The sequence below is a fragment of the Flagellimonas alginilytica genome (assembly GCF_042134605.1).
Lineage (GTDB): Bacteria > Bacteroidota > Bacteroidia > Flavobacteriales > Flavobacteriaceae > Flagellimonas > Flagellimonas alginolytica.
Genome location: NZ_CP169638.1, coordinates 3658869 through 3672762, shown reverse-complemented (window position 1 = coordinate 3672762; position 13894 = coordinate 3658869). Strand labels below are relative to the sequence as shown.

Here is a 13894-nt window from a genome sequence, read left to right as displayed (position 1 = left end):
CTCTTACGAACCTATATAAATACTTAGAAATGAAGTTTTTTATCGATACTGCCAATTTGGACCAGATTAAGGAAGCCCAGGAGTTGGGCGTACTGGACGGTGTAACCACCAATCCCTCCCTAATGGCCAAAGAAGGTATTACTGGAAAAGATAATATCCTTAAACATTATGTGGACATTTGCAATATTGTGGATGGTGACGTTTCCGCCGAAGTGGTGGCCACGGAGTTCAACGAAATGGTGAAGGAAGGTGAGGAGCTTGCCAAATTGCACGATCAGATCGTGGTAAAAGTCCCTATGATAAAAGATGGGGTAAAGGCATTGAAATACTTTTCCGATAACGGTATCCGTACCAATTGTACTTTGGTTTTTTCACCAGGGCAAGCGCTGTTGGCCGCTAAAGCCGGAGCAACTTATGTGTCCCCTTTCTTGGGTAGATTGGACGATATTTCCACCGATGGACTTAACCTGATCGCGGAAATCCGTTTGATTTATGATAACTACAATTTTGATACCCAGATATTGGCAGCATCAATCCGTCACACGATGCATGTAATCGACTGTGCAAAGTTGGGTGCCGATGTAATGACCGGCCCATTGTCCTCGATCGATGGATTGTTGAAACACCCTTTGACGGATATTGGATTGGAAAAATTCTTGGCGGATTATAGAAAGGGAAATTCCTAATAGAAAAGAATAAACAATTCAACAGGCCCTGAATGAAAATCGTTCGGGGCTTTTTTATTCGCTATAAGGAAGTGTAAAGATTGGCAAACCCATCTACTATTACCGTATCCTTGGCAATAACGCATTTGTTGAGCCCGTCAATGATCATGGCCATCTGGAGCTCCTTAAAGTTTTCTCCAAAATACTGTTTATTGGTGTCCAACTGATACTCTTCCATTAGCTGTTGCCATTGGTTGTAATTGGTTCTTAGGTTAATCCCTATAAAATTGTAATGCGGGTATTTTTCTTCGAGAGATGTAATATGCTGGTTTACATTTCTAAAATGTCTTTTTTGCTCAGCGGTCCAGAAGTAAAACACCGTATTTTTTTTGTTGTTGGCCAGTTCCTTTATGGACACTTCCTCATTGTTCATGTTTTTGACCAACAAATTGGGCAGAGCCGTGTTCGGCTGCAAATTTTTGATGCCTTTGTAAAGTAGATCGATCTCTTCCTTGTGTTGATCGTTGGATGATAGCTTTTTGAACTTCTCGATAAAAGCTGATGCCTCCTCGCTGGTTTTGTGTTCCCTCAATAAGTAATCCATGGCAACATTTCTAAATAAAATGTCTCTTAGCTCTATCTGATGTACCAAACTGTCAACAAGGGCCAATTTATGTTTGTTAAAGTGCAATCTATCTACAACAGGCTCTTTATTGTCGGAAGTACAATCTTCCAAACAAGCGGTATAGGACATATTGCCAAAATGCCATTTCATAAAATCAAAATAGGGTCTAAAATAAGTCAGGTCCTTATTGTTTAGATCTATCTTTTTTCGGTACTCGTAAAAGCTGTCGTCCAACTCGTGGATGGTTTCCTCCCCGGTTCGTTTTTTATGATAAAAAGGATATTTCTCTTTGGTAATGTAGGTGTTGTAATCTATGGAAGCCTCCGCCATTGCATAAGCACGATTGGAGAATTCGCTCTCCAGGGCCAAATCTTTTAAGTGATTCACTTTAGCGGTATGCAATGAATCTATTTTTTTGCTAAAAGTTTCTGGATCCATTACGTAAAAATCTTTAACGATATCCTCCTCTTTTTCGTTCTTGAGGAAAACCTCGATCAAGAAATTGTTGATTTCGCTTCCTTTTCCGGAGTAGACCAAAGATTCGTCGAACTCAACTGTGTTCAGTCTGGCCAATAGACTATCCCCTTTGCTTAAGTAGACATACTGTAGTTCTGGGGCATGATCAAAATGATATAGCCCTTCTTCTATGTTATCAAACCTGAAAGCAAAATGGTTGTTGTTGTCCAACTTTACGGAATCCACATAGGCATCGTTGTGATACAGCACCACATAATCACTAGTGGGGTTCACAATTTCACCCCCAAAATAGATGGAGGATTTGTTTTCTGACGTACCAGAACAAGATACAAGTGAAGAAAGTACAGTGAGGCCGAGTAATAATCTTACCATATATAGCTAAGGATACAATTGAATCAAAAATAAACAACCCGATTAGCCTAACTTGTTAACGTGTAGTTAAATGTTGTTAAACGGTTATTTTTGATCGCTTAAATATGGGCATTTAAATTAGAATTACGAATCCTATTTAACTATTTTTGCAAAAAATAAAGATAGTTGCATGTTATCAGTATCGAATTTATCCGTACAGTTTGGCAAAAGAGTTTTGTTCGATGAGGTCAATGTAACCTTTGCCCAGGGAAATTGTTACGGTATTATTGGCGCCAACGGCGCTGGAAAATCCACTTTTTTAAAGATTTTATCGGGACAGATAGATCCCACCTCGGGACATGTGCACTTGGAGCCCGGCAAGCGTATGTCCATTTTGGAGCAAAACCACAATGCCTACGATGAGTTTCCTGTGTTGGAGACCGTGGTAATGGGCAACAAACCTTTGGCCAAAATTAAAAAAGAGATCGATGCACTGTACGCAGACTATACAGATGAAAATGCAGAAAAAATCGGGGAGCTCCAGGTCAAGTTCGAGGAAATGAACGGCTGGAACGCCGATAGTGATGCTGCCGCCATGCTTTCCAATCTAGGAATTACCGAAGATTTGCATTACACCAACATGGGCGATCTGGACCCCAAGTTAAAAGTAAGGGTGCTTTTGGCACAGGCCCTTTTTGGAAGCCCGGATGTATTGATCATGGATGAGCCGACCAACGATTTGGATTACGATACCATAAATTGGTTGGAAAACTTTTTGGCCAATTACGACAATACGGTGATCGTGGTTTCCCACGATAGGCACTTTTTGGATGCCGTTTGTACCACTATTGCCGATATCGATTTTGGAAAGATCAACCTGTTTTCCGGAAACTATACGTTCTGGTACGAGAGCAGCCAATTGGCAGCCCGACAAAGAGCACAGCAGAACAAAAAAGCGGAAGAAAAAGCAAAGGAACTCAACGAGTTCATACAACGTTTCAGTGCGAACGTAGCTAAGAGCAAACAGGCTACTTCCCGTAAAAAAATGTTGGAGAAACTAAAGGTCGAGGACATTAAACCGTCCAGTCGAAGGTATCCGGCCATCATCTTTGATCGCGAACGCGAGGCTGGGGACCAGATTCTGAACGTAGAAAAGCTCTCTGCGATCTCTGATGATGGAGACCTGCTGTTCAAAGATGTCAACATCAATTTGGCGAAAGGGGATAAGGTGGCCATTTTGTCCAAAGACTCCCGTGCCACTACGGCATTTTACGACATTGTAGCCAATAAGATAAAGCCCGAGAGCGGTAAATTTCAATGGGGCGTAACCACCACACAATCGTATTTGCCGGCCGATAATTCGGATTTTTTCCAAGAGGACGTCAACCTTGTGGACTGGCTGCGTCAATGGGCCAAAACCGAAGAAGAAAGGGAAGAGGTGTACATTAGGGGATTCCTGGGCAAGATGTTGTTCAGTGGAGAAGAAGCCCTAAAAAAGTGTACGGTACTTTCAGGTGGTGAAAAAGTGCGTTGTATGCTAAGCCGTATGATGATGCTCCGTGCCAACGTACTTATGCTGGACGAACCAACGAACCACTTGGATCTAGAAAGTATAACGGCGTTCAACAATTCCTTAAAAAACTTTAAAGGCACTATACTGCTCACCACGCACGATCATGAGTTCGTTAACACGGTAGCGAACAGAATTATTGAGCTTACACCAAACGGTGTTATCGATCGCTATCTGAGTTTTGACGAATATATGTCGGATAAATCCATTAAGGCCCAGCGCGAAAAAATGTACGCAGTAACCGCCTAGGCGTTAAAATATTTGCTTTTCCAGATAGCGGGGTTAAAGTTTTTTCCAAGGGCAAATCCATAAAAAATAACTATGGATGCGATACATTTGAACATAAAAAAGAAGATAAGGAAAAACTCCGTTGTGGAACTTTTTTTGGAAAAAAGTCCTTCAGGGACCAATAAGGTTGTCAAATAACTGATCAACAATACCAGAACGATCAGATTCACCATATTTTTGAACGGCCAGGCAAACCATTTGCGCAAGGGGTGAAGGTCGTTGCCCCATTTGTGGATCAAATAATAATAATTGTTCCCTATTGGTGCGAACAAAAGAGGGTCGTCCTTGTCCTCTAATTTGAACAACTTGGAAGGAGCTATGATCTTAAATCCTTTGAGTTGGGTTTGATGCATAGCTTCCAAGTGCTTTATTTTTGAAATGGCCTCCTGTGGAATGTCACCTTTAAATAGAGAACTGTCCAAAAAGCGTAATCTGTAGTCGATACAGATATCCTTAATTTGATCAATGTGATAGATTTTTTCTGTTTCCAAGAGCTCAAAATCAAAGGTATTGGCCAAGGTGTTGCTTGGTGCATCAATACGCGTGGCAATTTGCTCTTCGTTAAGTGCATCTTCATTTAAAATACGTTGCACTTCAGCTAGAATGTTATTGTCGTTTTTGGCTCTACGTTTTCTGTCCTTAAGTTTTTGTTCGATGTTTGTTCCTTTCAAAATCATGCTATTTTTTTTGGTAATCTTCTCAAATTTAAGCATTTGATTTTTTGATCATGACATCCATCATAAACCATGAATGTTAAGTTTGTGTTAAATGAAATCTTGGTTGTAAAAAAGTACTTAGTTCTCTCGTAAAAAGATGTATCTTATCGAAGTTTTTGGCATTTAATCGTATAACAGTACCTTAAAATATAAAGTTTCGGCTTTTGATCGCAGTATAATGAAGACCCCCATCTCTAAATTCCTACTTGGCCTTGGTTTGGCTTTTAGCCTTTTTGCCTCTGCACAAAATACATCGAACGCATTGGCCTATGGGTCAGATAAACTCGATAATCACAAAATCTTGTTCAATGCTGTAAATGCAACCGAATTGGGGTCTCTTCTTGCTAAATCGGGCCCATTTACCATATTTGCACCTTCCGATGCAGCGTTCGCTAAGTTTTCCAATAATAAGATAACGGAATTGATCAATGCAGAGGATAAGAGTGCGTTAAAATCATTGTTGGCCTACCATATTGTAGCTGGCCAATTAACGGCATCAAGAATGTTGAGAGCTATCGGTAGAGGAAATGGCACAGCGGCTTTTACCACAGTTCAGGGCAAAAAGCTCACGGCTCATTTGGATGGTTACGACATTGTACTGACCGATCCGGTCGGAAACACGGCCAGAATTACTACGGCAGACTTAAATCTCGAGAACAAAGGGGTTATCCACGAGATTGACAGTGTTATTTTGCCTGCACAAATGTAATTATCGAAGTTCAGCTCCCAGTTGCTTCTGGTATTGGGTCAATAATTTCCCCATTATTTTGTCGATTTGCTTATCGGTAAGAGTTTTGTTTTCGTCCATAAGGGTGAAGCTTACCGCATAGGATTTTTTACCATCAGGAAGATTTTTACCTGTATAAACATCGAATAGGTTTACCTTTTTAAGTAACTTTTTCTCCGTGCTCCAAGCAATATCGTACACCTTTTGAAAAGTAATGGAGTCGTCCAATAACAGGGCGAAATCCCTTGTTACCTCTGGGAATTTTGGAATTTCTTTAAAAGTAATATTGTTCCTGTTAACGGCATTGAGAACGGAATCCCAATCCAAATTGGCATAGAATACCTCTTGCTTAATATCAAAACGTTTCAATACTGATTTAGCCACCAAACCAAGGGAAGCTATTTGATTGCTGCCCTTCACAAAGGTAATGCCCTCGGCAAGATTATCGTCAGTAGCTGGCTCAACGTCCAAGTTTCCTAGACCAAGGCGTTCAAAAAGAATTTCAACAATTCCTTTCAAATAGAAAAAATCGGATTTTCGTGAACTTGTTGCCCAACTATTTTCCGTGCGTTCTCCCGAGATAAAAATGGATAAATGCTGATTTTCTTGGAAACCTTCATCCATTTTGTGGTAGGTTTTCCCAAATTCGAACAATTTTAGGTCGTTTTTTTGCCTATTATGATTGTAGCTCACAGTTTGTAGACCAGAGTGCAGCATGGAGGTTCTTAAGATGGATAGGTCCGAACTTAATGGGTTCAACATTTCCACGGCAGATGTATTTTCCTCAACAAAATCCGAAGAAACCAAGCTATTGGTCATGATCTCATAGAATCCCTTTGCAGCCAAGGTATTCCCGATGATATCCTGTAATCTGTGGTTTTCAAAGCGGGAAGATTTGGCAATGGATGCGTTTAGTTTTTCCTTAAAATCAACATTATTGTATCCGAACACCCTTAAGATCTCCTCAATAACATCCACCTCTCTTGTTACATCGACTCTGTAGGTAGGGATGGTAAGACCCAATCCGGACTCTGTTACATTGTTGATGCGTATTTCTAGCGAGGATAATATCGATTTTATGGTATCTTGGGGTATCTCTTGTCCAATTAGTGAGTTTATTTTATTAAAAGTCAAGAAAACCTGTCTGTCCTGCGGTTTTTTAGGGAAAAGATCAATAATATCCGAAGTGATATATCCCCCAGCTATCTCCCTAATAAGTAAGGCGGCTCTTTTTAGTGCATATTTGGAAAGGTTGATATCGATACCTCTTTCAAACCTGAAGGAAGCATCCGTGCTCAGACCATGTCTTTTGGCTGTTTTCCGGATGGATACAGGGTCAAAATAAGCGCTCTCCAGGAAGATGGATGTAGTGTGCTCGGTGACCCCGGAGTGAATACCTCCAAATACACCGGCAATACACATGGGCTTTTCACCATCACAGATCATGAGGTCGTCCTCGTGCAATTCCCGTTCCACCTCGTCCAGAGTAGTAAACTTTGTGCCTGCTGGTAGTGTTTTGACCTCAACTTTGTTGCCCTTTATTTTCGAAGCATCAAAAGCGTGCAAAGGCTGTCCTAATTCGTGCAATACATAATTTGTTACATCCACCACATTGTTAATGGGGGTAAGTCCAATGGATTTCAAGCGATTTTTTAGCCAATCTGGCGACTCCTGAACAATCAAGTTGCTAATAGTGACCCCGCAGTATCTTGGTGCTAGATCACTATCCTTGACCTCAACATCAATTTTTAAAGATCTATTGTCAACGGAGAAGTTACTGGTAGATGGTGTAACCAGTTCTTTCTGTATCTCTTTTTGTTCCAGCCCGGCCTTAAGATCGCGAGCCACACCAAAATGGCTCATGGCGTCGGCCCGGTTAGGGGTCAGTCCTATTTCAAAAACCTCATCGTTCTCAATATCAAAAACTTGGGCGCATGGAGTTCCGGGAACCAAATCATCATTTAGGACCATAATACCATCATGACCGTCACCAAGACCTATTTCGTCTTCTGCACAGATCATACCTTGGCTTATTTCGCCTCGGATTTTTCCTTTTTTAATCGTCCAAGACTCACCTTCTTTAGTGTACAATGTGGTCCCAACGGTGGCAACCGGTACCTTTTGGCCGGCAGCTACGTTTGGAGCGCCACATACAATCTGCAATGGGGCTTCTTGTCCAACATCTACGGTGGTCAGTTTAAGTTTATCTGCATTTGGGTGCTTTTCGCAGGTCAGAACTTGTCCGACCACTATGCCCTTTAAACCACCTTTAACTGATTCGAATTGGGCAATACCCTCAACCTCCAGGCCTAAATCCGTTAATAGCTCACCTGTTTTATGAGCATCCCAATCAATTTGCACAAATTGCTTTAACCAGTTGTAAGAAATCTTCATACCCCATTTTTAGAGGGCACAAATATATAACAATAGAGCAACAGATTCAACGATTATAATGACCTTAGACCGTAACTGATTCTTCAAATTAAAATGTAATTGCTACATTTAAGAAAAATCTCTCACTATATGAATAGGATAGCCTTGGTAATGGCTGGGCTTTTTTTGTTATTGGCCTCTTGCAAGAATAATAAAACACCAGAGCTTAAGGAGGGGCAATGGCTTGCCGAAATCGAAGTTTCGAATGGGCAACGCTTGCCTTTTGAGTTTACTTTGTCCAAAAACATGGACAGTGGTTACGTTATGAAAGTTTTTAATGCTGAAGAAGTAATTACCATTGATGAATTTGAATTTAATGGTGATTCCATTGATATCCGTATGCCCATTTTTGAGGGTCACATATCCGGAACATTTACTGATGAGCAGATTACGGGACAATTTTTGGAAGAAAGTAAAGGCAGGAGTGTGCCGTTTAAAGCTACTTATGGTTTTTCCGAACGCTTTAAAACTGCAAAAGACGCTCAAGTGAACATTTCCGGTATCTGGGAAACCTATTTTAATGTAAATACCGAAGGGGAATACCCTGCCAAGGGTATTTTTATGCAAAATGGAAACAAAGTAAAGGGCACCTTTAGGACCAATACGGGAGATTATCGTTACTTGGATGGGGTGGTTACGGGAGATAGTCTAAAACTATCCGCTTTTGATGGTTCACATGTATTTTTGTTCTTGGCCCAAGTGACCGATAGCACCCTAAACGGTACATTTTACTCTGGAGAGCATACCGTTCAGGAGTTTATGGGAGCAAGAAACGAAGCTTTTGAACTGCCCGACTCGAATAGTTTAACTTATTTGAGGGAAGGCTACGATAGATTCAATTTTTCTTTTCCCAATACAGAAGGGGTAGAAGTGTCCTTGGACGACCCCATGTTCAAAAACAAGACGGTTTTGGTGCAAATTATGGGTACTTGGTGCCCCAATTGTTTGGATGAGACGCGTTTTTATGTGGATTATATAAAAAACAATCCAGAACTGGACGTGCAATTTGTAGGGTTGGCTTTTGAGTATGCTAAAACCGAGGAAAAAGCATTTGAAGGGATTCAACGCTTAAAAGAAAGGGAAGAGGTCCCTTATCCAATTTTATTGGCGCAATACGGAACATCCAATAAGCAAAAGGCGAACGAAAAATTACCTATGTTAAACCACATTTTGTCCTACCCAACAACTATTTATATAGATAAAAATGGGGATGTAAGGAAAATCCATACAGGTTTTAACGGCCCGGCAACTGGTGATAAGTTTGTTGAATTTAAAAAGGAGTTCAACAAGACCATACAGGAACTGGTCAATACCGAAGATGGTAATTTAGGTAATTGATCTATATAATGGTCGACTTGCCTAAATCTATATTTTCATCGTTCATAAGGGTGTCGTCCTCAAAGTCGACTATACTATGCGCTATAAAGTCCCCGACGTGATTGGTGCCGTATGGGCTATCCTTCTTTAAGTCTGGGGTGACTATTCCTTTTTTCAGTGATTTATCCACTGCTTTTTTAACGGCCAAAGCCTCTTCGTTAAGGCCAAAATGCTCTAAAAGCATGGCTGCGGAGAGTATAGATGCGATCGGGTTGGCAATATCCTTGCCCTTGGCTTGTGGGTAGGAGCCATGTATGGGTTCGAACAATGCATTTTCCTCTCCTATGGAGGCGGATGCCAATAACCCAATGGAACCACCAATTACACTGCCTTCGTCGGAAATAATATCCCCGAACATATTTTCTGTCAGGATAACATCAAACTGTTTGGGATTCAATATAATCTGCATTGCCGCATTGTCCACAAATAAATAATCCAATGTAACCTCCGGATAACTTTCGCCGATTTTGGTCACCACTTTGCGCCATAAACGCGAGGACTCCAGTACGTTGGCCTTGTCAACCAAGGTAAGTTTCTTATTTCGGCCTTTCGCAGCTTTAAAGGCCAAATGTGCAATTCGGCTTATTTCTTCTTCGGTATATTCGCAAAGGTCAGATGCTTTAGTGCCTTCCTCGTTCAGTTTTTTCTCGCCAAAATATATACCTCCTGTAAGCTCTCTGTAGATAACAAAATCCGTTCCCTGGATTACTTCTTTTTTTAAAGGCGACCTGTCCAAAAGAGTTGGGTAGGCTTTAACCGGCCTAATGTTCGAAAACAATTCAAGTTCCTTTCGTAATTGCAATAAACCTTGTTCCGGACGAACCTTGGCCTCAGGGTCATTATCGTACTTTGGGTCGCCAATGGCACCAAAAAGGACAGCATCTGCCTCTTTGCACAATTTTAGTGTGTTATTGGGTAGGGGAACTCCTTTTTTGTCTATGGCAATAGCGCCTACCGGTGCCTCTTTAAAAAGAAAATGTTGATTGAATCTTTCTTCGACCGCCTCCAAACATTTCACCGTTTGGGCCAAAACTTCCGGTCCAATACCATCTCCGGGGAGCAATGCTATTTTTAATGCCATATACAATTGTTGTTATGCTAAACTCTTCATTCCAATATTGCTGGTTTCCACAATTTCGTGAATGTCCTCGTCCATGATTTCCTTTTTTCTATCGGCATACTGTAAAAAGTTCTGATATACAGTATCCAATTGAAGCTTGGTGAGTTCGTAACCAATATTTTTTGCTCGATAGGCGAGGGCAGCACGCCCGCTACGTGCCGTAAGCACAATGGATGATTCGCTCACTCCTACATCTTTTGGATCTATGATCTCGTAGGTCTCTCTTTGTTTGATTACCCCGTCTTGGTGGATTCCAGAACTATGCGCAAATGCATTGGACCCTACAATGGCTTTGTTCGGTTGAACCGGCATACCCATTTTTTGTGAAACCATGGTACTGGTGTCCCAAAGCAATTTGCTATTGATGTCCGTGTCCAAATTTAGGTAAGGATGTTGCCTCATGATCATTACCACTTCCTCCAAAGAAGTGTTCCCGGCTCTTTCCCCAATACCGTTTATGGTACACTCGATTTGCCTGGCACCATTGATAACTCCCGCAATGGAGTTGGCAGTGGCCAATCCCAGGTCGTTGTGGCAGTGACAAGATAGAATAGCTTTGTCGATTCCGGTTACGTTCTCCTTCAAGTACTTCATTTTTGCACCGTACTCTTCGGGCAGGCAATAACCCGTGGTGTCTGGAATATTGAGCACTGTGGCCCCTGCTTTGATCACCGCTTCGCAGACTCGGGCCAAAAACTCATTGTCGGTTCTACCTGCATCTTCTGCATAAAACTCAACGTCCTCCACAAAAGACTTTGCATAGGAAACGGCCTCAACGGCACGTTCAATAATTTTATCTTGTGTGGAATTGAATTTATATTTAATATGGGATTCGGAAGTTCCGATTCCAGTATGAATTCTAGGTCTTTTGGCATCTTTTATGGCTTCGGCGGCAACTTCAATATCTTTTTTTACCGCGCGGGTCAATCCACAGACCGTTGCATTTTTGACCAATTTGGCAATTTCGTTGACAGATGTAAAATCACCTGGGCTAGATATGGGGAACCCTGCTTCGATTACATCAACACCAAGCTCATCCAGTCTTTCGGCAATGATTAATTTTTGTTCGGTATCCAGTTTACAGCCTGGTACCTGTTCTCCATCCCGTAGCGTTGTATCAAAAATTTCTACCTTATCTTTACCCATTATATCAACCTGTTTTTTTCTATGACTTACGAAAATAGAGAAGGAGGGCTGAAGACGAAAAGCAATTGCGTAACCGTTACAACGTTAAACTGCTTTTAGGTTGATTCAATATGCTGATAATCAATTGTGTAAATAATATTTTTTACGATGACAAATGCCCATAAGGATGCTTTGTTCGTTTTGGTAAAGTCGCTATCAAAATCCGAAAAACGCCAATTTAAGCTGTATGTTGGGAGATTGGGTGTAAACGCCGATGCTAAATTTTTGGCATTGTTCAATCTTTTGGACAAACTCCGTAAGTATGATGAAAAGCAGATTTTGGATAGTGGCATTGTCAAAAAATCACAACTCTCCAACCTCAAGGCACATTTGTACAAGCAAATATTGGTGAGCCTGCGATTGAATCCGGTAAACCAGAACGTCCGTATCCAAATTCGGGAACAATTGGATTTTGCTACAATTCTATACCAGAAGGGACTGTACAAGCAAAGCTTGAAGATTTTAGAGAAAGCCAAAAGCTTTGCTATCGAAAACGAGGAGAAAAATGTGGCATACGAAATTGTAGAGCTGGAAAAAGTAATAGAGACCCAATACATTACCCGAAGTATTCCGGATAGAGCGGACGAACTTGCTGTGGAAGCCAAGGAATTGTCGGAGCTCAATGTGTTGACCAGTAAGCTTTCCAACCTGTCTTTACAATTGTACGGAATGATGTTGAAAGTTGGCTATGCAAGAAGTGACGAGGATCTTAATAAGGTCAAGACCTATTTTGATGCACATATGCCGGACTATACAATTGAGAAAATGGGTTTTCGGGAAAAATTATGGCTGTACAAAGCTCATTTATGGTACAGTTTGTTAATTCAGGACTTTTTGTCAGCCTATAAATATTCCAGCAAATGGGTGGATCTTTTCTATGAGAACGATCATATGATATCCTTGAACCCAGTATTCTTTTTAAAAGGGAACCATTATCTGTTGGAGTCTCTTTTCTTCGTAAAATATGCATCACAGTTTAGGGAGACGCTGGAGCGTTTGGAACAACAGGTAGGTGATGACAGGTTCCCCAAGAACGACAACATTGCCTCGCTTGCGTTTTTGTACATCAATACCAATAAATTGAACCTTCATTTTTTGGAAGGCACGTTCGATAAAGGCATTTATTTGGTCAATATTATAGAATATGGTATCAAAAAACATCGGCAACAGATAGATGAGCACCATATTATGTTGCTCTATTATAAAATCGCGTGTTTGTATTTTGGAAATGGGGATAACAAGAACTGTATTGCCTATCTAAAAAAGATAATATCCAACAAGCAACTTAAAATGCGCGAGGATTTGATGTGTTTTGCAAGGGTCTTGAGCCTTGTTGCGCATTATGAGGCCGGTATGGATTATCATTTGGAAGTACAACTTAAAAGTACGTACAAGTTTTTGTTGAAAATGAACGATTTACATGAAGTGCAAAAGGAGATGATAAAGTTTCTTCGAAACCTTGGGGACATCTATCCGACCGATTTAAAAGGCGAGTTTCAGAAATTGTACAACGAGCTTAAAAAATATGAGAACCACCCTTATGAGAAAAGGGCATTTCTCTATTTGGACATTTTATCTTGGCTGGAAAGTCATTTGCACAACAAACCCGTTTCCGAAGTCATCAGGGAAAAAGCCTTGGCTCTTACTCGTTAAGGCAAGCGCTCCAAACAGGATCGATCGGTGGTGGCGCCAAAAATGCAATCGGTTCTTTTTTTACCGGGTGCAACATGGCCAAACTTCTGGCATGTAAATGGATTCCACCATCTTTGTTGCTGCGGTCAGCGCCATATTTTAAATCGCCCTTAATAGTGCAGCCGATAGCTGCCAATTGCGCCCTTATTTGGTGGTGTCGGCCAGTTTTAAGGTCAATTTCCAATAAATAATAACTATTCAATTTTTTAATAACCTTATATTCTAAAATTGCTTTTTTGCTATTGGGCACCTCCTTGTTATGGGCATAGGATTTGTTCTGTTTTGGATTCCTGACCAACCAATGGGTCAGCGTGTCTTTTTCTTTTGGAGGTGCATCCTTGACGACCGCCCAATATTTTTTTTTGGTATCACCCTCTGCAAACATCTTATTTAAACGGGGCAAAGCCTTCGATGTTTTTGCAAAGAGAACTATTCCAGAAGTAGGCCTGTCCAATCGGTGCACAACACCCAAGTACACATTGCCAGGTTTGTTATATTTTGCTTTTATGTATTTTTTTACGACTTCGCTCAAAGGGTCGTCGCCGGTTTTGTCGCCCTGGACGATATCCCCGACACGTTTATTTACAACGATGAGATGATTGTCTTCAAAAAGCACTTGAAGGTTGGAGGGGATGGAATACTCTTTATTGCTAACTGACAATTGTAAA

11 protein-coding genes are annotated in these 13894 nt (G+C 41.0%); 5 read left to right on the top strand and 6 right to left on the bottom strand.

What is annotated here, in order from left to right; genetic code table 11:
• The first annotated feature begins 29 nt into the window (after window positions 1–29).
• Entirely contained in the window at window positions 30–686 is a 657-nt protein-coding gene (fsa, locus tag ABTP35_RS16550) for a fructose-6-phosphate aldolase (protein ID WP_224836732.1), read from the top strand.
• A gap of 61 nt (window positions 687–747) precedes the next feature.
• On the opposite strand, the gene ABTP35_RS16545 is transcribed toward fsa, so the two are convergent.
• Entirely contained in the window at window positions 748–2139 is a 1392-nt protein-coding gene (locus ABTP35_RS16545) for a transaldolase (RefSeq protein WP_293295076.1), read from the bottom strand.
• Between the two features lie 169 nt (window positions 2140–2308).
• Here ABTP35_RS16545 and ABTP35_RS16540 point away from each other — a divergent pair, with 169 nt between their 5' ends.
• Window positions 2309–3937, top strand: a complete 1629-nt coding sequence (locus ABTP35_RS16540; RefSeq protein WP_252079904.1) for an ABC-F family ATP-binding cassette domain-containing protein — start codon at window positions 2309–2311, stop codon at window positions 3935–3937.
• Here the strand turns inward: ABTP35_RS16540 and ABTP35_RS16535 are convergent.
• Window positions 3934–4653 carry a hypothetical protein gene (locus ABTP35_RS16535; RefSeq protein WP_293295077.1) on the bottom strand — a complete coding sequence of 240 codons (720 nt, stop codon included), beginning with the start codon at window positions 4651–4653 and terminating at the stop codon, window positions 3934–3936. The two genes, ABTP35_RS16540 and ABTP35_RS16535, sit on opposite strands and share 4 nt — an antisense overlap.
• A 217-nt stretch (window positions 4654–4870) precedes the next feature.
• On the opposite strand from ABTP35_RS16535, the gene ABTP35_RS16530 reads away from it, so the two are divergent.
• Window positions 4871–5401 (top strand): fasciclin domain-containing protein, encoded by a 531-nt coding sequence (locus ABTP35_RS16530; protein WP_224836735.1) that lies wholly within the window; start codon window positions 4871–4873, stop codon window positions 5399–5401.
• Here the strand turns inward: ABTP35_RS16530 and pheT are convergent, their stop codons facing one another.
• Window positions 5402–7813, bottom strand: coding sequence for a phenylalanine--tRNA ligase subunit beta (gene pheT, locus ABTP35_RS16525; RefSeq protein WP_293295078.1), 2412 nt, complete (start codon window positions 7811–7813; stop codon window positions 5402–5404).
• A gap of 129 nt (window positions 7814–7942) precedes the next feature.
• Between pheT and ABTP35_RS16520 the strand changes: the two genes are divergently transcribed.
• Window positions 7943–9190: a TlpA disulfide reductase family protein gene (locus tag ABTP35_RS16520; protein WP_293295079.1), complete on the top strand. Its 1248-nt coding sequence runs from the start codon at window positions 7943–7945 to the stop codon at window positions 9188–9190.
• Between the two features lies 1 nt (window position 9191).
• Here the strand turns inward: ABTP35_RS16520 and leuB are convergent, their stop codons facing one another.
• Together leuB and ABTP35_RS16510 are read right to left on the bottom strand one after the other, a co-directional pair.
• A complete protein-coding gene (gene leuB / locus ABTP35_RS16515) occupies window positions 9192–10310 on the bottom strand; it encodes a 3-isopropylmalate dehydrogenase (RefSeq protein ID WP_293295080.1) in 1119 nt (372 codons plus the stop codon).
• A 12-nt stretch (window positions 10311–10322) separates the two neighbouring features.
• On the bottom strand, window positions 10323–11495 hold the full coding sequence (locus ABTP35_RS16510; RefSeq protein ID WP_293295081.1) for a 2-isopropylmalate synthase: 1173 nt from the start codon (window positions 11493–11495) through the stop codon (window positions 10323–10325).
• A gap of 147 nt (window positions 11496–11642) precedes the next feature.
• Here ABTP35_RS16510 and ABTP35_RS16505 point away from each other — a divergent pair, with 147 nt between their 5' ends.
• Window positions 11643–13187 carry a hypothetical protein gene (locus ABTP35_RS16505; RefSeq protein ID WP_252079898.1) on the top strand — a complete coding sequence of 515 codons (1545 nt, stop codon included), beginning with the start codon at window positions 11643–11645 and terminating at the stop codon, window positions 13185–13187.
• On the opposite strand, the gene ABTP35_RS16500 is transcribed toward ABTP35_RS16505, so the two are convergent.
• Window positions 13177–13887, bottom strand: a complete 711-nt coding sequence (locus ABTP35_RS16500) for an RNA pseudouridine synthase (protein WP_293295082.1) — start codon at window positions 13885–13887, stop codon at window positions 13177–13179. The genes ABTP35_RS16505 and ABTP35_RS16500 overlap by 11 nt on opposite strands.
• Between the last annotated feature and the right edge of the window lie 7 nt (window positions 13888–13894).